Below are 20,156 nucleotides of genomic sequence, written 5' to 3'. Positions count from 1 at the left end.
GGCGCTGACTATCGTTGCGCCCATGCACGCCGACCGGTTCGCTGCGCATCGTGGCTTGCTGTACGCCGTCGCGTATCGCTTGCTCGGCAGCGTCGCCGATGCGCAGGACGTCGTGCAGGATGCCTGGCTGCGGTGGAGCCGGGTCGATGCTGACTCGGTCGAAGACGCGGAGGGATATCTGGTTCGCGTCACGACCCGGCTGGCGATCGATCGGTTGCGGAGCGCCGCGGTACGGCGGGAGTCGTACGTCGGGCCGTGGCTGCCCGAACCCATGCTCACCACCCCCGACACCGCCGACCACGTCGTACGGGCCGACGAAGTGTCGACCGCCGTACTGCTCGTGTTGGAAGCCCTCTCACCCACCGAACGCGCCGTCTTCGTGCTGAACGAAGCATTCGGCTACAGCTACACGGACATCGCCGGCATCCTCGGACGCCAGGTCGCCGACGTCCGGCAGCTCGCACACCGCGCACGGAAGGCAGTCGCGGCCCGCCGCCGTCGCTACGACACCGACCGTACGACGCAGCGCGAGGTCACCGAACGCTTCCTCGCCGCCTGTCTGGACGGTGATGTGGAGGCCCTGATGGCAGTCCTCGCGCCGGACGTCACGCTGATCAGCGACGGCGGCGGACACACCGGCGCCCCGCGCAAACCCATCTACGGACCGCTGTACGTCGCGCGCGCGTTCGTCGTCCTGTACGAGCGCCGTCCGGCCGGTACGCAACTGGAACTCGCAGAGCTCAACGGTGCGCCCGGCATCGTCATCCAGTCCGACGACGGACCGGTCCTCGCGATCACGCTGCATCTGGTCGACGGCGCCGTACAAGCCCTCCAAGTCGTCAGCAATCCGTCCAAACTCACCGGCCTGTCACATTCCGCGTAGCTGTCTCGTCCGTGAGGCGCCCATAGCCCCACGGATCGGAGACCTCGTGTACGTCGCCTACCTCGCCACCACCCTCCTGGCCGCCGCGCTTACCGGCAGCGCCGCGGTCGCGAACCTCCTCCGTCACGACTACCCGAAGGCCCAGGCGGACAAGATCCAGGTCGACCACAAGTGGATCGTCCCCCTCGGTCTCCTGCTCGGCGCCGGCGCGACCGGCCTCCTGGCCGGCCTCGCCGTACCGCCCCTCGGAGTTCTCGCCGCCGCAGGCCTCGTCCTCTACTTCCTGGCCGCTCTGACCGCCCACCTCCGGGTCCACGACCACAACCTCGCCCCATGGACCCTGTACTTCACAACCTGCGCAGCCGCACTCATCACAACCATCGCCTACCACTGAACTCGGTTTAGGCTGGCCCGATCATGGGGTCCTCGGTGGTGGACGGTGGCGATCACTCGCGCTTGCGGCAGCTCAACGAGCGCGCGGTGCTGGCCTCGGTGCGGGCTGCTGGAGAGTTGCGGGTTGCGCAGATCGTGGAGCAGAGCGGGCTCGGGCGCACGGCGGTCGAGGAGGTGCTGTCGAGCCTCGTGACGCGGCGCTGGCTGGTCGAGGAGAGCCCGGCGATCCGCGGGCGCGGGCGGCCGGCGCGCAGCTACCGGTTCCGTGCGGAGGCGGGGTACGTCGCCGGTCTGGACATCGGCGCGTTCTCGGTGCGCGGCGTACTCACCGACCTCGACGGGCGGATGCTCGCGAACGCGCACCGCTCCGTGACTCCGGAGACCCCACGGAAGCAGCGGCTGGCGACGGCCGACCGGGTCATCGCCGACTGCGCGCGGGAGGCCGGCGTGCCGGTGGCGCGGGTGTGGGCCATCGGTGCGGGTACGACGGGGCTGGTTGATGCTGCGGGCACCGTCGTACGGGCCAATGCGATCCCGGACTGGGGCGGCACCGATCTGGCCGGGCACTTCACGGCGCAACTCGTTGTCGCCGACAACGACAGCCAGCTCGCAGCACTGGCCGAGCAACGTCGCGGAGGCGCGGATCACTCGGCAGACATGGTGTTTCTGCATGCAGGGCGGCGTACGGGGTTGGCGCTGGTGCTCGACGGGCAGCTGCGGCGAGGAGCGTTCGGGGCGGCGGCCGACATGTCCGCGCTGCGGGGCGTCGCGTGGGAGGCGGCGCTCGAGTACTTGCACGCCGTCGTACCGGCGGAGATTCCCACGGTGGACAAGGCCGAACGCGCCTTCGCTGCCGCGCATGACGGGGACCGGGCGGCGCGGACCGCCGTACGGAAGTATGCGCGCGCCATGGCAGTGGCCGCAGCGACGGCGATCGCGATCGTCGACCCGCGGCTGCTCGTCCTCGGCGGGGCGTTCTCGCAGGCCGCCGACGTACTGCTCGAACCACTGGCTGACGAGCTCGAGCGCCTCTGCCCGCGCGTCCCCGAACTGCACGCATCCGCCCTCGGTTCCCTGTGCGTCGCCCTCGGCGCGGCCAGCCTCGCGGAGGACGCGATCAACGCGCGTCTGCTGAGCCCCAGCCGCGGTCCGCTCCCCCAGCTTTCGGCCCGGAGCCTCTGACCTCAGGTTGGCCGATTGTTCACCGGGCCGTTGACGCATGTCCGGTCCGGCAGCTAATAATGTTGGAAAGAGGCAATAATGCGCACTAACGCGCACCCCTCCGCCAGGAAGCAGGTTGCCGTGAACAGTCGGATCCGCCGCCGGACGTTCCTCACCACCACCGGCGCCATCGCCACCGCGACCGCGGTCGGCGACGTCGCGTACGCCACCCCGCACGCGCTCGATGACGCTTCGGGGTACGTCGACGTACAACTGCTGAACATCACCGACTTCCACGGATACCTGCAGCCGACGACGCCCAGTCAGGGCAGCGTCATCACCGGCGCGGGCGGCGTCCAGGTGACCGTCGGCGGCGCGGGGTACATGGCCACGCACCTGAAGCGGCTGCGCGAGGGGCAGCGGAACTCGATCTTCTTCTCGTCCGGAGACAACTTCAACGGCTGGCCGTTCGAGGTCGACGCGCACGCCAACGAGCCGACCATCGAGGCCCTCAACGCGCTCGGCCTGCAGTTCAGCACCGTCGGCAACCACGAGCTCGACCACTCGGTGGAGTTCCTCGTCGACCACATGGAGAAGGGCAAGCCCTACCCGGTCAGCGGACGCGACGACAACTTCGTCGACTCGACCGGCCACCGCTTCCGGGGCGCGAACTTCCGCTTCTACACGGCCAACATCGTGCACGAGGACACCGGCCGGCCGATCGTTCCGCCGTACAACATCGAGTGGGTCGACGCCGGCCGCGGACGGAAGCTGCCGATCGCGTTCATCCATCTGACGCTGGTCGGTTCGGAAACCGGATCGACGTCGTACCAGCCCGGACTGAAGTCGCTGTCGGACCTGGAGCAGGCGAACAAGTTGGCCGCGCACCTCAAGAAGCGCGGCGTCAACGCGATCGTCATCAACATCCACGACGGCGGCGTCGCCGGGAACGACTACAACGCGGGCACGAACCCGTCGGGGCCGGTGTTCCAGCTGGCCGCGAACGCCTCGCCGGACATCGCCGCGATCGTCACCGGGCACTGGCACTGCCGGTTCAACATGATGGTTCCGGACCCGAACGGCGTACCGCGGCCGGTCGTCGAAGCCGGTAACCACGGCTCGCTGATCAACGAGATCAACCTCAAGCTGGACCCGCGCACCGGCGAGGTCATCCGCGAGCTCACCCGATCGACCAACCACGCCAACAGCCGCGACGTACCGCTCGACGAAGAGCTCCAGTACATCGCCGACTACTGGACCGCGCAGGGCAAGAAACGCTACGCCACGCCGCTCGCCCGGGTCACCGCAGACTTCACCCGTACGCCGAACGCGTCCGGTGAGAGCACGATGGGCAACCTGGCCGCGGACTTCGCCTACTGGGACGCGAACCAGCACCGCGACGGGCGCGCCGACCTGGCCCTGATCTCGGTCAAGCCGGTGTCGGGGTCGAACGCCGTGACCGGCGACCTGTTGTTTGCCAAGGGCACCAATGCGTCTGACGTGGACGGCACGGTGCTGTTCGGCGAGGCGTGGGGCGCCTTCGGGTACGGCAACCCGATCCTCACGGTCACGCTGCCCGGCACCCAGCTGCACGCCGCCTTCGAGGCGCAGTGGGTGCCACAGGCCAACGGAACCGAGAAGTTCGCTCCGTTCGCGGTGTCGCAGAACGTCAGCTACATCTACGACACGACGAAGCCGATCGGTCAGCGCGTCGACCCCGCGACCGTGCAGATCAACGGGAAGGCGCTCGACCTGAACCGGGACTACCGCGTCGCCGCGCTCGCCTACACGTTGATCGGCGGCGACGGTACGACGGTCTTCGCCGGATTCACCGACCCGGTCCGCAACGACCGCGACCACGAGGGATTCATCGCCTACCTGCGGGCGCACCCGGTGCTCACGCCCGCACCGCTCGGCCGCGCGCGTCCGGTGAGTTAGGCTGCCGTTCGAGATGATCTGAATCCCGGATGATACGAGAGCGGAAGTATGCCGAAGGCGCCGTCGCGGACCGCCGCGATCAGGACCGCGTTGCGGGACCTGCGGGTCCAGCTCGCCCTGCTGAATCATCAGGTCGGGTCCCAGCTGTCCTTGAAGGACGCCGAGCTGGACTGCCTCGACGTACTCGCCCGGGACGGGGCGCTCACACCGAGCGCCCTGGCCCGGCGGGCCGGCATCCATCCGGCCACGATGACCGGGATCCTCGACCGGCTCGAGCGCGGCGGCTGGGTCGTCCGTGACCGCGACCAGGCCGACCGCCGGCGGGTGACCGTCAGCGTCGTCAAGGAGCGGGCGGCGGCGGTCTACCAGGCGTACCGCGGGATGAACGGCGCGGTCGACAAGATCTGCGCCGGCTACTCCGAGGACGAGCTCGACCTGATCGCCGGCTTCCTGAACCGCTGCGCCGAGGCGGGCCACACCTCCACCGAAAAGCTCGCCGCGCACTGATTCTGGGAGCGCTCTCGGATGCAGGAGCTGAGGCGTCTTTCAGTTTTGGCTCGGGTGGTTGACGGCGGCGCGGGTGATCCGACACGATCGGTGAGGTAGTAACTGGAAGCGCTCCCGGAGTGTCCGCCCCCAAGCTCGAGACAGGAGCAGCACATGCGATGGATCCTCAGAGGCCTGGTCGCGGCCGGCCTGACGCTCGGCGTCGCCCTCCCCGCACACCAGGGCGCCGGTGCCGCCACCACCGGCAACCCGGTCCAACTGACCAGCGGTTTCTACGTCGACCCGAACTCGAACCCGGCCGCCTGGGTGCAGAACAATCCCAACGACGGCCGCCGGACCGCGATCCAGAACTCGATCGCGTCCAAGCCGATGGCGCGCTGGTTCGGCAACTGGAGCAACCCGATCGGCACCTCGGTCGGCAGCTTCGTCGGGGCCGCCGACGCCGCGGACAAACTGCCCGTGCTGGTCGCCTACAACATCCCCGGCCGCGACGCCTGCGGCGGCCATTCCGGCGGCGGTGCGGGCACCCCGGCCGCGTACCGGGCCTGGATCCACGACTTCGCCGTTGCCATCGGCAACCGCCCGGCGGTGGTCGTGATCGAGCCCGACTCGCTCGGTGACTTCAACTGCATGAACGCGGACCAGATCGCCGAGCGCAACGGCATGCTGACGTACGCCGTACAGCAGTTCAAGGATCTGGCGCCGAACGCGTGGGCGTACCTCGACGGCGGCAACGCCGGCTGGGTCGCCGCCGACGTGATGGCGCAGCGGCTCAACGGCGCCGGCCTGGGGAACGCGCACGGCTTCGCGCTCAACGTCTCGAACTACTACACCACCGCGCAGACCGTGAGCTACGGCAACGCGGTCAACAGCCACCTGTCAGCAGCGAAGCCGTTCGTCGTCGACACCAGCCGGAACGGCAACGGCACGGGTAACGACTGGTGCAACCCGCCCGGCCGCAAGCTCGGCGTCACGGCTCAGACCGGCGGCGGCGCGGAGATGCTGCTGTGGATCAAGGTCCCCGGCGACTCCGACGGCGACTGCGGGATCGGCGCCGGTATCCCGGCCGGCACCTTCAGCCCGGACCTCGCCGTACACCTGATCAACGGCAACTGACTGAAGCCAGGGGTTGTCCGCGAGCGGACAACCCCTGGAATCACGCCTCCATCGCCGCGGGCAGACGCGTGGCCAGCACGGCCATGACCTCGTGCCGGTACACCGGCCGGGCCACATCACAAGTGTGCGTGAGCTGACCGGTGCGGAGCATCCGCTGGACCTCGTCGATATCCACCCCGAGCGCGGTCGCCGCGGACGACACAGTCAGCCACCCCTGGCGCAGGCGTGCGAGGACGTCCACGTCGTCGCGGCGCAGTGGCAGCTCCTTGCCGTGCGCCGTCAGCAGCCCTGCCGTGATGAGCCGCCGTACGCCGGTCTGGCCCAGGCCGAGGACCGCGCCGGCCTCCGCGACCGACATCCACTGGTCGAGTCCCGACCGTACGACGTCGGACAGCAACAGCCGGCGGTGCGAACGAGATCGCGCGGGCAGATGCCCCGCCCGGATCAGCCCGGCGACGCGCTGCGGCGGAACTTCCAGCAGGAGCGCCGCCTGCGCCGTGGTCACCAGCGGGTCCTCGACCATCAACGGCTCGCCGAGCAGCTCGGTCAGCCGACTCCGAAACTCCCGGACCACTTCCCCATCACCCATTGCGTCCTCCCCAGGTCCGCGCCGTCATTGGCGAGCAAACGACACGGGTCCGGGGTCACAGGCTCTGTTTCATTGTGCCACGCTCTGCGATGAATCGATCTATGTCAGTACCAGCAATTTGTCAGCGCTGTCGAAGGAGACCGGACGATGACGAAGAGGCCGTGGGCGACGAATCCCGGTGCCGGATCGTGGATCGCGCCCGGGGTGCGGGAGTCCGCGCTGGAGTTCCATCGGAGCATGCCCGGGTACGCCGCGACGCCGTTGATCGAAGTGCCCACGCTCGCGGAGCTTCTCGGGGCCGGAAGCGTGTGGGTAAAGGACGAATCGAACCGATTCGGACTGCCCGCGTTCAAGGTGCTCGGCGCCTCGTGGGCAGTCAATCGTTTGCTTGGGCCGACGTCGACGTTCGCCGAACTGGCCGCGCTGGTGGCGGGTCGTCAGCTCACGCTGGTGACTGCGACGGACGGCAACCACGGCCGGGCCTTGGCGTACCTCGCGCGGGCGCTCGGACTCCGGTCACGCGTCTATGTCCCGGCCGGTCTGCCGGAAGAGCCGGTGCAGGCGATCCGCGACGAGGGCGCGTCGGTCATCGACACCGGGCTCCCGTACGACGACGCCGTACGGGCCGCCGCGGCGAGTGTGCGCGATGGCGATGTACTGATCCAGGACACCGCGTGGCCTGGGTACGAGGAGGTGCCGCGGTGGATCGTCGCCGGGTATTCGACCCTTTTCGCGGAGATCGACGTACAGCATCCTGCTGCGATCGGACTTGTCGTGGTCCCGACCGGCGTGGGTTCGCTGCTGCAGTCCGCGATCGAGCACTACCGGGCGCCGGGCCGCCGTACGTCGGTCCTCGCCGTCGAACCGGTCACCGCTGCCTGCGTCACGAACTCACTCACCGCGGGCCGGCCGGTCACGGTCGACACATCGGCGCCCACGATCATGGCCGGCCTCAACTGCGGCACCGTCTCCTTCACCGCCTGGCCCACCATCCAGAGCGGCCTGGACGCCGCCGTCGCCGTCACGGATGACGAGACGCGCGCCGCCCAGGCCCTGCTCCACACCTACGACATCCCCGCCGGTCCGTGCGGCGCCGCCGCCTTGGCCGCCCTGCAGGTCACCGGACCCCGACCGGGCGCCGTCGTGCTCATCAACACCGAGGGCGACGCTCAGCCCGCGGCGACCTTGGGCGCGTCGATCGCCCAGTAGCCGTTGTTGCCGGCCTTCAGGTGCCAGGTCACGCGGACCTTGGTGGCGCCGGTGGGGACCCCGGTGGTCAGGTGCATCGCCTTGCTGATGTCGAACTTCGCACCGTTGGCCGCGGAGGCCGTCCACAGCACGCGCCTGACGCCGTTGTCGAACTCCGCCACGACCTCCGCGTCCTGCGGCTGCCCGTCAGCAACCTGCTTGTAGTGACTCAGGTAGTCGACCTGGACACCTGGCGCTTTGCGCAGCGGCACCCACGGCGTGGTAAGCGCGCTGTCGAACAACGCGCCGCCACCCGCCGGGTCGCCCTTGTCGTTCCACTCGTCCGGGTCGGCGACGGCGATCACGTCACGCCCCCGGACGAACGAGCCGCGACCCTGACCTTCCTGGGAGGTCGTCCAGAACTCGCCGCTCATCAGGCGCCATCCCCGGTACTCGGTCACGCCGCTGCCGACGGGAGTCTTGTCGACACGGGTCCATGAGGTCGGCAACGCGGTCGTCCAGCCGCCGACGCCCGCCGGCTTGGGCGCCTCGTCGACAACACCGGAGGTGGCGCGCACGGTATCGAACGGATCGTTGCTTCGGGCACCGATCGGTACGCCGTCGAGCCCCCAGGCAGGGTCGATCGGCAGCCCGAGGTGACGGTAGACCGTCGGCATGATGTCGACCTGACGCCACTCCCGCCGTACCGTCGCGGTCGTCGGGATTCCCGGTCCGGCAGCAAGGATCCAGCCTTGGCGTGAGGTGTGCTGATCACCGCCGTGACCGAAACCGGTCTGGCCGTGGTCGGTGGCCGCGACGATCAGCCAGCGCTCGTTCTGGTACGTCGCCCGCGCCTTGACCGCGGCGACCAGCTCACCGAACTTGGCGTCGACGCGACGGATCGCCTGGAGGTAGTCGGGGCTGTCCGAGCCGAGGGAGTGACCGGTCGCGTCGACGTCGTGCAGGTAGACCATCATCAGGTCCGGGTTGTGTTTGCCGAGCACTTCGAGCGCGGCGTCGGTGCTCTGCCGGTCGGTGATCTGCTGGTTGGCGCCGTTCTGCTGGAGCTTCACGTCCGGACGGTCGATCAGGTAGGTGTTCAGCGGCGTCCAGTCCAGCGTGGTGAACGTGGACAGCTCGGGCCTGAGTCCCTCGGCGCGCGTGATGAAGTCGGGGTACTGACTCTTGCGGTAGCCGTTGAACGAGTTGTCGAGCACGTTGTGCTTGTCCGGCCAGACGCCGGTGAACATGTTCGTGTGGCCGGGACCGGAGTTCGTCCCGGCGATCGCGTTGTCCTGGATGTACGCCGGCCCGAACTGGCCCGTCGCGCCGACGGCGGAGAGGTTCGGCGTACCCGCCTGCTGCATCTTGTCCCAGCGCATGCCGTCCATGTCGACGAACAGCACCTTCGGCAGCGGTGGAATCGCGCCTGCGGTGGGAGTGACGATGCCGGCGAGCGCGATGGCTGTGCAGGCGGTCAGGGCGGTGAGACGTAATCGCATGGGCGGGCTCCTTGGGGCGGACCGGCGGATGACTTCGAACACTGGCAGCCCTGTGTTCCGCGCGGTATGCGCGATCTGGCTATGCACCCCATAGCCCGAACCGGGGTTCCCGGCGCGACCTGCTGGGCTGGACAGTGACACCGATCCCGAGAACCCGATCGCAGGAGACTCCGTGACCACCACCTTCAGCGTCAACGACCGGACCTACACAACGCACGGTGCGCCGGTGGTTGTGATCTGCATCGACGGCAGCGAGCCGGACTACCACCTCGAGGCTGTCAAAGCAGGCCGGATGCCGTGGCTGGCCGGAGTACTCGACAGCGGGCGTGGAATCTCGTGGGAGGCGCACTGCGCGATGCCCGCGCTGACCAACCCCAACAACGTGTCGATCGCGACCGGACGGCCGCCGTCGGTCCACGGCATCAGTGGCAACTACCTCTTCGACACCTCAACGGGTGCGGAAGTCCTCATGAACGACAAGTCGTTCCTGCGGGCGCCGACGCTGTTCGCGGCCGCCAACGAGGCAGGTCTCGATGTCGTCGTCGTCACCGCCAAGGACAAGCTGCGGCGGCTGCTCGGCGCGGGAGTGGTGGAGGCGGGTCCCGGCCTCGACGGCTCCGGTGAGTTCGTCGAACCGAGCCGGCGCGGGATCTGCTTCTCGGCCGAGAAGGCCGACCAGGCCAACCTCGAGGAGAACGGCATCGACGACGTGCTCGCGCTCGTCGGCAGGCCGCTGCCCAGCGTGTACTCGGCGGACCTGTCCATCTTCGCGCTGGCTGCCGGCGTCGAGATCATGAAGACCCGCGGCGCCGACCTGATGTACCTGTCGCTCACCGACTACATCCAGCACAAGCACGCGCCCGGCACCGAAGCGGCCAACGACCTGTACGCCGAGATCGACCGGCACGCCGCCCAACTCGAAGCGCTCGGCGCGGTCGTGGTCCTCACCGCCGACCACGGCATGAGCGCGAAGACCGACGACACCGGTACGCCGAACGTCGTCTTCGTCGAGGACGAGGTACGCCGGATTCTCGGCACGACCGGCGCCGAGCCGGGGTCGGACGAGCTGCGCGTCATCCTGCCGATCACCGACCCGTACACCGTCCATCACGGTGCGCTGGGCTCGTTCGCCAGCGTCTACCTGCCCGCGGGCGCGGACCTCGACTCGACCATCGAGGCGCTCCGGGCGATCGACGGCGTACAGACCGTGTGCAACCGAGAAGAGGCCGCCGACACTTTCTCTCTGCCCGCGGACCGGATCGGCGACATCGTGGTCCTCGCCGAGAAGGGCACGGCCCTGGGCCGGTACGCCGCCTGGCACGACCTCACCGGCCTCGACGCTCCCCTGCGGTCGCACGGCGCACTGGGCGAGCTGCAGATCCCGTTTCTGATCAACCGGGTGCTACCCCGGCCGGAAGAGCTCGACGAGCCCTGGGGCCGGCCGGCGTACATCCACAACTACGACGCGTTCTGGGTCGCCACGACCCTCGCGTCCGAGCACGATCTCGCGGCCGCCCCTGTGTCGTGAGCCGACCCCGTCCTGCGCGTTACCCCTGAGAGAGGTCTGCGACGAGGATGTCCAGCACAGTTGACCCCAGCACCGGCAACCTTTCGGCCGAACCCGTCTCCGAGGCCTCCTTCCGGCGCCTCGCCTGGCGAATGTTGCTCGCGGCAATGTTCTGCTACCTGTTCTTCTACACCGGCCGGCAGGCCTTCGGTTTCGCGATCCCCGGCATCCAGAAAGACCTCGGCTGGACCAAGGCGACCGTCGGGACGATCAGCGGTATCGCCCTGTGGTCGTACGCGATCGGCCAGATGGTCAACGGCAACCTCGCGGACAAGTTCGGCGGGCGCCGCCTCATGGCTCTCGGCGCGATCCTGTCGACGACCTTGTGCATCGTCGCCAGTTTCATGACCTCGGCGGCGGGTATGGCGGTCGCGCTCGGGGCCAATGGTTTCGTCCAGGCCATGGGATGGTCGGCCGGCGGCCGGGTGATCTCCAACTGGTGGAGCCACCACGAACGGGGCAAGAGTTTCGGCTTCTACACGTTGGCCGCCGGTTCGTCGTCGGTTCTTGTCTACGTCACCTCGACCTTGACGATCACGACGTTCGGCCTGGACTGGGAATGGCTGTTCCGCCTTCCGGTGCTGCTGATGCTCGTCGGAGGGATCACCTTCTTCGTCCTCGCCCGGGACACCCCGAAGAGCGCCGGGATCACACCGCCGCGCTCGTTCACCCATGATGCCGACGACGTCGCGTACGACAGCGACGGAACGCCGCCGAGCTCGACGGAGCGCTACAAGGCCGTGCTCGGGATCCCCAGGATCTGGCTCACCGGTATCGCGATCGGCTTCCAGAACGCGGCCCGGTACGGCCTGCTGATCTGGGTCCCGGTGTACTTCCTCGGCGACGCCTGGAAGAAGACCGACAACGCGGTCTGGATCACCGTGGCCCTGCCCGTCGGCATGGCGGTAGGTGCCCTGGTCAACGGTCAGCTCTCGGACCGCCTGTTCGGCTCGCGGCGCGACCGCCCGATCATGCTCTTCATGGTGCTCGGCGCGCTCAGCTCGCTCGGCATCTGGGCCCTGCATCCCGGTGTCGGCCTGGGCATCGTCCTGCTGTTCCTGGCCGGCTTCTTCGTCTATGGCCCGCAGTCGTCGTTCTGGGCGCTGTGCCCGGATCTCGCCGGCAAGGTGATGGCCGGTACGGCGGTGGGCGTCGTCAACTTCTTCGCCTACTTGTTCGCCGGCGCCGCCGAACCCGTCATCGGCCGCATCATGGATCACAACGGCGGGGACGCCGGGCTGATCTTCCTGATCGTGGCGATCAGCTGCACGGCCAGTGCCGCCGTAGCGTCAACCATCCGCCGCTGAAACGACTGAACAGGACACGAGCATGACTGTGAACGCGACCGCGGCGGTCTGGTCCGGTGTCGACGCGGGCTTCTCCGTCGACACGCTGCCGTTGCCCGTACTGCGGCCGGGCGAGGTCCTGGTGCGCACCGAGCTGGCCACGATCTGCGGCAGCGACCTGCACACGATCAACGGAGACCGCCCCACTCCGCTGCCGACCGTCCTCGGGCACGAGGCCATCGGCCACATCGTCGCCACGGGCGGCGGCGTGACCGCGGCTGACGGACAGCCCGTGGGCGAGGGTGATCGCATCACCTGGACGATCGGTACGGCATGCGGCACCTGCCGCCGGTGCCTGCGCGGCATACCTCAGAAGTGCCTGTCGGTGCGCAAGTACGGCCACGAGGCGATCGACGACCACTGGAAGCTCAACGGAGGCTTCGGGACGCACATTCACCTCGTGGCGGGCACCGGAGTGGTGAAGGTGCCGGGCCACCTGCCCGCGGCCGTCGCCACACCCGCCAACTGCGCCACGGCGACAGTCACCTGTGCGGCTCGCCGTACCAAGCTCACCGCGGACGATGTCGTCGTGGTGCTCGGGTGCGGCATGTTGGGGCTGACCGCGGTCGCCTACGCCAGGGACCGTGGCTGCACCACCGTGATCGCGTCGGATGTCGACCCGTCCCGCCGCGAACTGGCGACGCGCTTCGGCGCCACCGCCGTCGTCGAGCCGCAGGACCTCGCCGCCACCACGAGCGAGTACGGCGCGGACGTCATCTTCGAACTGTCCGGCAGCAGCCACGCCGTCCGATCCGCCTTCGAGGTCGTCGATCTCGGCGGCCGGATCGCCCTGGTCGGCTCCGTGTCCCCCGCTCCCGAGATCAGCTTCGAACCGAGCGGATTCGTCAAGAACCTCACGACCGTTGTCGGCAGCCACAACTACCGGGTCGACGACCTTGTCGAGGCGATCGACTTCCTCGAGCGCACGCCCGCACAGCAGTTGTTCGCCGACCTGATCCCGGCGCCGTACGCGCTGGCCGACATCGTCCAGGCGACGAAGATCGCCAGTACCGGAGGTGCCCCGCGCATCGCCATCGACTTCAAGGAGATCTCCTCGTGAGCCTCGACTTCAAGGTCCAGGCGGACCACCTGCTCAACTACGTCAACGGGACGTGGACGCCGAGCAGCGGTGGGCAGACCCGGCCGAACCTCAACCCCGCCGACACCGGCGACGTGATCGGTGAGTTCGGCGAGTCCGTCGCGGCCGATGTCACGGCGGCGGTCGACGCCGCTGAGGCCGCCCAGCCGGACTGGGACGCGATCGGGCCGATCGAGCGGGCCAAGGTGCTGACCAAGGCGGCCCGGCTGATCGAGGACCGGATCGAGGACTTCGCCGCGGCGATCACCCGTGAGCAGGGCAAACGCCTCGGCGAGGCGCGCGGCGAGGTGACGCGTGGGCTGGCGATTCTCGAGTTCCACATCGGTGAAGCGCGCCGGATGAACGGCGAGACGACCGCCGCCGAGGAGCCGCGCACCGTCGTACTGACATTCCGGCGCCCGATCGGCGTCGTCGGCCTCATCACTCCCTGGAACTTCCCGCTCACCATCCCGATCTGGAAGGTCGCTCCGGCGCTCCTGTCCGGCTGTACGGCGGTCCTCAAGCCGTCCCCGCTGACGCCACTGACGGCAGCCCTGCTCGTCCAGGCGTTCCACGACGCGGGCGCGCCGGCCGGCGTACTCAATCTGGTGCAGGGCGACCGCGAGGCCGGCGAGGCGCTCGTCGACGACGAGCGGGTGGCCGGCATCTCCTTCACCGGATCGCTGCCCATTGGCCAGGCCATCAACCGGGCCGGCGCCGGCCGCCTGATGCGGACCCAGCTCGAGCTCGGCGGCAAGAACGCGCTCATTGTGCTGGCCGACGCCGACCTCGAGGCGGCCTGCGACGCCATCGTCCACGGCGCGTACGGCCAGTCGGGTCAACGGTGTTCGGCCACCAGCCGGATCATCGTCGACCGCGCCGTACACGACGAGCTGATGGCCCGGCTGGCGCCGCGCGTCCGCGCCATGAAGATCGGTCCGGGAGACCAGGCGGACGCCGACATCGGCCCGGTCGTCAACGACGAGCGCCACCAGGCCTGTCTCCAGGCGATCGAGCAGGCCGTTGCCGACGGCGCCGAAGTGCTGGCCGGCGGCGCGGCCGCGGAGCTCGACACGCCGGGGTACTTCGTCAAGCCGACGCTGCTCGACGACGTCGCCTGGAACTCCGAACTCGCCCAGGAGGAGGTCTTCGGGCCGGTCCTGTGCGTCATCAACTGCGACGGGTACGACGACGCGATGCGGATCAGCAACTCCGTGAAGTACGGGATGTCCGGCACGATCTTCACCCAGAACCCGGCGCTGATGTTCCAGGCGCTGCAGGACTTCCAGGCGGGCATGCTGCACGTGAACCGCCCCGGCGTGGGCGCGTACTCGCACCTGCCGCACATGGGCGCCAAGGCCTCCCAGCTCGGCGCGCCGGAATGCTCGCCGGACGTCTGGAACTTCTACACCGACCTCCGGTCGGCCTGTATCAGGTACTGACCTCTCCGTGCGACGATGGCCGCGTTCTCGCAGGAAAGGCGGCCGATGTTCAGTCTCACGCAGCTGGAGATCCTGGTTCGCGTCGTCGACGAAGGCAGCTTCTCCGCGGCGGCGAAGTCCCTCTACATGAGCCAGCCGGCCGTCTCGAACCACATCCGCCAGCTGGAGCGGAGTCTGGGCGTGAGCCTGGTCCAGCGGGGGCCGCACGGCGCGCAGCCGACCCCGGCCGGCGCGGTCGTCGTGGAGCATGCGCGGGAGGTTCTGGCCCAGCTGGACCGGCTCGAGCACGCGACCGCCGGGTACCGCGGGCTCGACACCGGCCAGCTCGTGGTCGCTGGGACGACGACGTTGGGCACCTATCTGCTGCCGCGGCTGATCAGTGAGTTCACGATCCGCGCGCCCAAGGTGTCCTGCCAGATCCGGGTCGGGAACGAGGACACGGTCGAGTCGTGGCTGCTGGGCGGCGACGTCGGCCTCGGCCTGTGCGCGGCGACCCCGACGGCCGAGGCGCTCCGTAGCGAACCGGTGCTGACCGAGGACATGGTCCTGGTGGCACCGGCTGGTTGCCCGTTGAAGGACCGCCGGATCACCGCGGCCGACATCGCGACGAGCCGCTTCCTGCTACGCGAGCCGGGATCGGCGACCCGCCGATTGCAGGAGCAGTCCCTGCGCGCCTGGGGGCTGGACCAGGTCGACACCTGGGACCTGTGGGGCTCGGACACGGTCAAGGAGGCAGTACAGCAGGGCCTCGGCCTCGCGGTCCTGTCCGAACACGTCGTACGCCGCGAGGTCGAGGTCGGCTTCCTGGTGTGCCTCGACATCAGCCCGGCTCCGCCGCAGCGCGAAGTCTCCCTCGTCCGCCGAGCCGACCGAATCCTCACCCCACCCGAAGAAGCCTTCACCGCCCTGGTCCGGGCCACCGCGGAGTGGCCCGGCTGACATCCCAGGCGCTAACCGACCGACGGGCCGAGGCCCAGGGATTGGGGTGTGCTGGGGTCGGGGGACGGCTGGTGGAGGCCCTCGTCGAGGGCGCCGTACTCGGTCATCAGGGCCGCGCTGCCGCCCCACGGGGTTTGTTCCTCGGCGATCAGGGTGTTGGTGGTGAGCAGCAGGCCGGCGACCGAGGCACCGTTCTGCAACGCCGAGCGGGCGACCCGGAGCGGGTCGATGATGCCCATCTCGAGCATGTTGCCGTAGCGGCCTTCGAGTGCGTCGAAGCCGTCATCGACGGCCATTTGACCGGTTCGCTCGAGCACCTCCGCACCGTTGTAGCCGGCGTTCGTCGCGATCAGGTACGCCGGCTCACGCAACGCCCGCCGTACGATCTCGACACCGGTCGCGTAGTCGCCCTTCACCTCCAAGGCGTCGAGCGCCGGTGCGGCATGGAGCAGCGCCATCCCACCGCCCGCGACGATGCCCTCGGCCATCGCGGCGCGGGTCGCCGACAGCGCGTCCTCGACCCGGTGCTGCAGCTCCTTCAGCTCGGCCGGGGTCGGTGCGCCGACCCTGATCACCGCGACCTTGCCGGACAGCGAACCGATCCGTTCGGTGAGCACGTCCTCGTCGACGCCGAAGGTCGCGCGCTCCAGCTCGGCACGCAACTGCGCGATCCGGAACGCGACCTCCTGCTCGCGCCCGGGAGACGCGACGATCGCCGTACGGTCCGCGTTCACCCGGACCTGATCCGCGCGGCCCAGCTGGGCGACGGTCATCGTCTCGAGGCTGAAGCCCGAGTGCCGGCTGTAGACCGCGCCGCCGGTGATCGCCGCGATGTCCTCCAGCTTGTGCAACCGCCGGTCGCCGAACCCCGGCGCTCTCACGGCCACGCACTGGAACAGCCCGTTGACGTGGTTGTGCACCAGCATGCTGAGCGCCGTACCTTCGAGGCTCTCGGCGATGATCACCAGCGGCCGCGGCTCGCGCATGATCTTGTCCAGCAGCGGCATGATCTCCTGCACCTTGGTGATCTTCTCGCTGCACAACAGGATGTACGGGTCGTCGAGGTTGGCCTGCAGGCTGCCCGGGTCCGTCACCATGTACGGCGACAGGTAGCCGTTGTCGAACTCGAATCCCTCGACGAAGTCGACCCCCATGCCGTGGACGGCGGACTCCTCCACCGTGACGATCCCGCCGTCGCCGATCGTGAACAGCGCCTTCGCGATCGCGGCGCCGACCAGGTCGTCGTCATTGGCCGAGATCGCCGCGACCCGGGCGAAGTCCAGCTCGGTGGCGACCGGATGGGCGACCTCACGCAGCCGCTCCACCAGCTTGCCGACGGCCAGGTCGATCCCCCGCTTCACCAGCACGGGATTCCCACCGGTGCCGATCGCGGCCATGCCTTCGCGGATGATCGCCTGCGCGATCACGGTCGCGGTGGTGGTGCCGTCGCCGACGATGTCGTTGGTCTTGATCGCGGCTTCCTTCACCAGTTGCGCGCCCATGTTCTCGAACTGGTTCTTGAGGAAGATCTCCCGGGCGATCGTCACGCCGTCGTTGGTGACGACCGGCGAGCCGGTGATCTTCTCCAGGATCACGTTGCGGCCCTTGGGCCCGAGCGTCGATTTCACGGCGTCCGCGAGCTGGTCGACACCCGACAGCAGCAGGTCGCGCGCCTCTTCTCCGAACCTGAGTTCCTTAGCCATCAGTTCCCTCCGGAAATGGTCTTACGGAACGAGGATCGCGCGGCCGCGGACGCGGCCGGCGTCGAGATCGGCGACCGCGTCGGCGGCCGCGTCGAGCGGGTACGTCCGGGTGTGCAGCGTGACTTTCCCGGCCTGCGCGAGCGCCATCAGCTCGGCCAGCTCGTTGAACGTGCCGACGATGTTGCCGACGATGTTCCGTTCGGTGGAGATGATGTCCAGGGTCGGGATCTGCACCTGGCCGCCGTACCCGATCACGAAGTACGAACCGCCTGGCGCCGTCATCGCGAACCCGTCCTGCTCGGCGCCCTGCTCGGCGACGAAGTCCAGTACGACGTGCGCGCCACTGCCGTCGGTGAGCTCGAGCACGGTCTCAACCTGCTTGCCGTCAGCAACCACTGTGACGTCCGCGCCGAGCTGCTCGGCCAGCTTCAGCGCCTCGGGGTTGCGGTCGACGACGACGATCCTGGCCGCCGTCAGGGCGGACAGGCACTGGACGCCGATGTGCCCGAGACCACCCGCGCCGATCACCACGGCCGTCGTACCGGGTGGCAGCAGCGGGATCGCCTTGCGGACCGCGTGGTACGCCGTGATGCCGGCATCGGCCAGCGCCGCGACGTCCTGCGGCCGGGTGCTCGGATCCAGCTTCACGCAGGCCCGGGCGGACGTGAGGAGGTACTCCGCCATCCCCCCATCGCTGTCCAGCCCCGGGAACGAACTGTTGGAGCAATGCATGTCGTTGCCGGCCCGGCAGGCCTGGCAGAGCCCGCAGGTCGGTGTCGGGTGCAGGATGACCGTGTCCCCGACCTGGACGTTGGTCACGGCGGAACCGATCTCGTGGACCCAGCCGGCGTTCTCGTGGCCGATCGTGTAGGGCAACGACGGGTGCATCGCCGCGTCCCACTGGCCCTCGATGATGTGCAGGTCGGTACGGCACACTCCGGCGCCGCCGATCTTGACGACGACGTCCAACGGGCCTTTGACGACCGGTTCCGGTACGTCGTCGACCACTGGTTGCTGGTGGTACCCGTGCAGTCGAACGGCCTTCATCCCTGTTCCTCCTCGCCCGCACCGGACTCGGCGTACCGGTGCCTCAGCATTCCCGTGCAGATCCCGGTGTTGGCCTCGATCCCGGTCCGGGTCAGCCGGGCCAGCCCGAGGTGCCGTGCCGCCGCGTCACCGGCGATCGCCGCCCCCGTGCCGACATCGACGAGCAGCGGCGCGTCCGGACCCACCGGCAGCCCGAGCTCGGCCCGGCGCCGCAGCAGCCGATCGAGCTCGGGGGACGGCGGTACGTCGGCGATCGTCAGCCGGGCGACGCCGGCCGGATCGATGCCTGACGCAACGAGCGGCCGGCAGACCTGATCGGTCCCGGCCAGCACCGCCTTGGCGACGAAGGTACGGCGCAACTCGTCCAGCTCGGCCGTCGCCTCACCGTCGAACGACGCCACGAACCCGGCCCGCAGCGCCACGCCGGCGTTGATCTGCGCGGCCGCGAAGTGGTCTTCCAGCGCGACGTCGACCGAGCGTACGGCGGGCAGCGCGGAGACCACGTCGTACGCGTCGGCGACCATCAGGAAGGCGAAGTTCGGCGCACAGAAGTACGTCGGCAGCCGCAGCCGGACGACCACGTCGCCGGCGGCCGACACGACGCAGGTGGACACGAAACCCAGCGTCGTGATCGGCTCGTCCAGCTCCGGGTCCCGGACCGCACCCAGTGCGTCCAGAACCCGGTCCCGCTCGGCAATGACCGCTGTCATTACGACGCGACCAGCTTGGAGTCGTCCTGTGCGGCCGGTGTCTCCTCCTTCAGTTGCAGTTCGTCCGGCACCTTGATGTCGTACAACTTGGCGGCGTTCAGCCCGAGGATCTTCTTCTTCCCCTCCACCCCGAGCCGCGGGTAGTCCGCGAACTCCGGCTGGTCGGGGAACTCCCAGTCCACGAAGCCCTCGATCTGCCACTTCGGCTCCCAGATGCCGTAGTCGCTGCCGAACGTCATCTTGTCCTCGCCGACCCAGAACAACAGCTCGCCCATCACCTTGGCGAAGAACTGCGGCCGGGCGTGCATCAGACCGCCGATGACGACCGACAGACCGGCGTACACGTTCGGTTCCTGCGTCGCCATGAAGCAGAAGTCCTCGATCCGCGGCAGCCCGACGTGCTCGACGATGAAGTTGAGCTCCGGGAAGTCGGTCGCGGCGTGGTCCACGTCGGCGACGTCGAACGCGTCCTTGTCCAGCGGCCAGATCGTGGGGCCCTTGTGGACGTGGATGTTCTTGATCCCGAGCTCCTGGGCCTTCGCCAGGTAGGTGTAGGCCGCCGGGTCGGTGAGCTTGTACCCACGCGAGCCGGCGTTCCACTCAGCGGTGTAGAGCTTCACACCGCGCGAACCGTACCGGTCGACGTTCGCCGCCAGCTCCACCAGCCCGGCGTCACCGTCGCGCGGGTCGAACCGGGTGTTCAGGACGAACATCCCCGGATGCTTCTCGCCCAGATTGGCGTTCTGCTCGGTCGTGTTGAAACCCTCGGTGTACCACTCCTTCAGGTACGTCGGCTGGAACACCGCGACGTCCACGTAGCCGTCCTCGAAGACGTCCTTCATCAGGTCGTCCTCGGTGTAGCTCATGAACTTCTCGATGGTCCAGTGGGTCTCCTTCGGGGCGAGGCTCTGGTACGCGTGGAAGCACTCGATCCAGCCCTTCGCGTACTGCTCCGCGCCCTTCACCCAGTTGTCCGGGCCGGCCTTCCACATGTGCATGTGGCTGTCGACCACGAAGTACTTCTCACCGTTCTTCTCGTACACGAAG

The 20,156-nt window shown here is 68.8% G+C and carries 18 protein-coding genes; 12 read left to right on the top strand and 6 right to left on the bottom strand.

Going from position 1 to position 20,156, the window contains the following annotated elements:
• Window positions 1-22: 22 nt before the first annotated feature.
• The 6 genes from OHB24_RS22960 to OHB24_RS22935 all read left to right on the top strand — a co-directional run bounded on the left by OHB24_RS22960 (window position 23) and on the right by OHB24_RS22935 (window position 5,998).
• Window positions 23-883, top strand: coding sequence for an RNA polymerase sigma-70 factor (locus OHB24_RS22960; protein ID WP_327632861.1), 861 nt, complete (start codon window positions 23-25; stop codon window positions 881-883).
• 46 nt (window positions 884-929) lie between these two features.
• Window positions 930-1,277 (top strand): DoxX family protein, encoded by a 348-nt coding sequence (locus OHB24_RS22955; protein WP_327632860.1) that lies wholly within the window; start codon window positions 930-932, stop codon window positions 1,275-1,277.
• Between the two features lie 23 nt (window positions 1,278-1,300).
• Window positions 1,301-2,458 carry an ROK family transcriptional regulator gene (locus tag OHB24_RS22950; RefSeq protein WP_327632859.1) on the top strand — a complete coding sequence of 386 codons (1,158 nt, stop codon included), beginning with the start codon at window positions 1,301-1,303 and terminating at the stop codon, window positions 2,456-2,458.
• 120 nt (window positions 2,459-2,578) lie between these two features.
• Entirely contained in the window at window positions 2,579-4,375 is a 1,797-nt protein-coding gene (locus tag OHB24_RS22945) for a bifunctional metallophosphatase/5'-nucleotidase (RefSeq protein ID WP_327632858.1), read from the top strand.
• Window positions 4,376-4,423: 48 nt separating this feature from the next.
• Window positions 4,424-4,882 carry a MarR family winged helix-turn-helix transcriptional regulator gene (locus OHB24_RS22940; protein WP_327632857.1) on the top strand — a complete coding sequence of 153 codons (459 nt, stop codon included), beginning with the start codon at window positions 4,424-4,426 and terminating at the stop codon, window positions 4,880-4,882.
• Between the two features lie 153 nt (window positions 4,883-5,035).
• The gene (locus OHB24_RS22935) at window positions 5,036-5,998 is read left to right on the top strand and encodes a glycoside hydrolase family 6 protein (protein WP_327632856.1); all 963 of its coding nucleotides are present in this window, start codon (window positions 5,036-5,038) and stop codon (window positions 5,996-5,998) included.
• A gap of 40 nt (window positions 5,999-6,038) precedes the next feature.
• Here OHB24_RS22935 and OHB24_RS22930 read toward each other — a convergent pair whose 3' ends face one another.
• Window positions 6,039-6,587: a helix-turn-helix domain-containing protein gene (locus tag OHB24_RS22930; protein ID WP_327632855.1), complete on the bottom strand. Its 549-nt coding sequence runs from the start codon at window positions 6,585-6,587 to the stop codon at window positions 6,039-6,041.
• 147 nt (window positions 6,588-6,734) lie between these two features.
• Between OHB24_RS22930 and OHB24_RS22925 the strand changes: the two genes are divergently transcribed.
• Window positions 6,735-7,796: a pyridoxal-phosphate dependent enzyme gene (locus tag OHB24_RS22925; RefSeq protein ID WP_327632854.1), complete on the top strand. Its 1,062-nt coding sequence runs from the start codon at window positions 6,735-6,737 to the stop codon at window positions 7,794-7,796.
• Here OHB24_RS22925 and OHB24_RS22920 read toward each other — a convergent pair.
• Complete coding sequence (locus OHB24_RS22920; protein ID WP_327632853.1) at window positions 7,757-9,277, bottom strand: alkaline phosphatase family protein; 1,521 nt, start codon at window positions 9,275-9,277, stop codon at window positions 7,757-7,759. The genes OHB24_RS22925 and OHB24_RS22920 overlap by 40 nt on opposite strands.
• 172 nt (window positions 9,278-9,449) lie before the next feature.
• On the opposite strand from OHB24_RS22920, the gene phnA reads away from it, so the two are divergent.
• The 5 genes from phnA to OHB24_RS22895 are packed head-to-tail and all read left to right on the top strand — an operon-like array spanning window position 9,450 to window position 15,649.
• Window positions 9,450-10,805 carry a phosphonoacetate hydrolase gene (gene phnA / locus OHB24_RS22915; RefSeq protein WP_327632852.1) on the top strand — a complete coding sequence of 452 codons (1,356 nt, stop codon included), beginning with the start codon at window positions 9,450-9,452 and terminating at the stop codon, window positions 10,803-10,805.
• A gap of 47 nt (window positions 10,806-10,852) precedes the next feature.
• Window positions 10,853-12,151 (top strand): MFS transporter, encoded by a 1,299-nt coding sequence (locus tag OHB24_RS22910; protein ID WP_327632851.1) that lies wholly within the window; start codon window positions 10,853-10,855, stop codon window positions 12,149-12,151.
• A 22-nt stretch (window positions 12,152-12,173) separates the two neighbouring features.
• The gene (locus tag OHB24_RS22905) at window positions 12,174-13,250 is read left to right on the top strand and encodes a zinc-binding dehydrogenase (protein WP_327632850.1); all 1,077 of its coding nucleotides are present in this window, start codon (window positions 12,174-12,176) and stop codon (window positions 13,248-13,250) included.
• A complete protein-coding gene (locus tag OHB24_RS22900) occupies window positions 13,247-14,710 on the top strand; it encodes an aldehyde dehydrogenase family protein (protein WP_327632849.1) in 1,464 nt (487 codons plus the stop codon). Before OHB24_RS22905 ends, OHB24_RS22900 begins: the two co-directional genes overlap by 4 nt.
• 45 nt (window positions 14,711-14,755) lie before the next feature.
• Complete coding sequence (locus OHB24_RS22895) at window positions 14,756-15,649, top strand: LysR family transcriptional regulator (protein WP_327632848.1); 894 nt, start codon at window positions 14,756-14,758, stop codon at window positions 15,647-15,649.
• An 11-nt stretch (window positions 15,650-15,660) separates the two neighbouring features.
• On the opposite strand, the gene groL is transcribed toward OHB24_RS22895, so the two are convergent.
• The 4 genes from groL to OHB24_RS22875 are packed head-to-tail and all read right to left on the bottom strand — an operon-like array spanning window position 15,661 to window position 20,152.
• Window positions 15,661-17,355 (bottom strand): chaperonin GroEL, encoded by a 1,695-nt coding sequence (gene groL, locus OHB24_RS22890; RefSeq protein ID WP_327641092.1) that lies wholly within the window; start codon window positions 17,353-17,355, stop codon window positions 15,661-15,663.
• A gap of 18 nt (window positions 17,356-17,373) precedes the next feature.
• Window positions 17,374-18,399 (bottom strand): NAD(P)-dependent alcohol dehydrogenase, encoded by a 1,026-nt coding sequence (locus tag OHB24_RS22885; protein WP_327632847.1) that lies wholly within the window; start codon window positions 18,397-18,399, stop codon window positions 17,374-17,376.
• Window positions 18,396-19,109, bottom strand: coding sequence for an iron-sulfur cluster assembly protein (locus OHB24_RS22880; RefSeq protein WP_327632846.1), 714 nt, complete (start codon window positions 19,107-19,109; stop codon window positions 18,396-18,398). Before OHB24_RS22880 ends, OHB24_RS22885 begins: the two co-directional genes overlap by 4 nt.
• A complete protein-coding gene (locus tag OHB24_RS22875; RefSeq protein WP_327632845.1) occupies window positions 19,109-20,152 on the bottom strand; it encodes an amidohydrolase family protein in 1,044 nt (347 codons plus the stop codon). The genes OHB24_RS22880 and OHB24_RS22875 overlap by 1 nt, the downstream gene beginning before the upstream one ends.
• Between the last annotated feature and the right edge of the window lie 4 nt (window positions 20,153-20,156).

Source organism: Kribbella sp. NBC_00482, assembly GCF_036013725.1.
Lineage (GTDB): Bacteria > Actinomycetota > Actinomycetes > Propionibacteriales > Kribbellaceae > Kribbella.
Note: the sequence above shows the minus strand (reverse complement) of the source record. Positions and strands in the feature narration are given on the sequence as shown.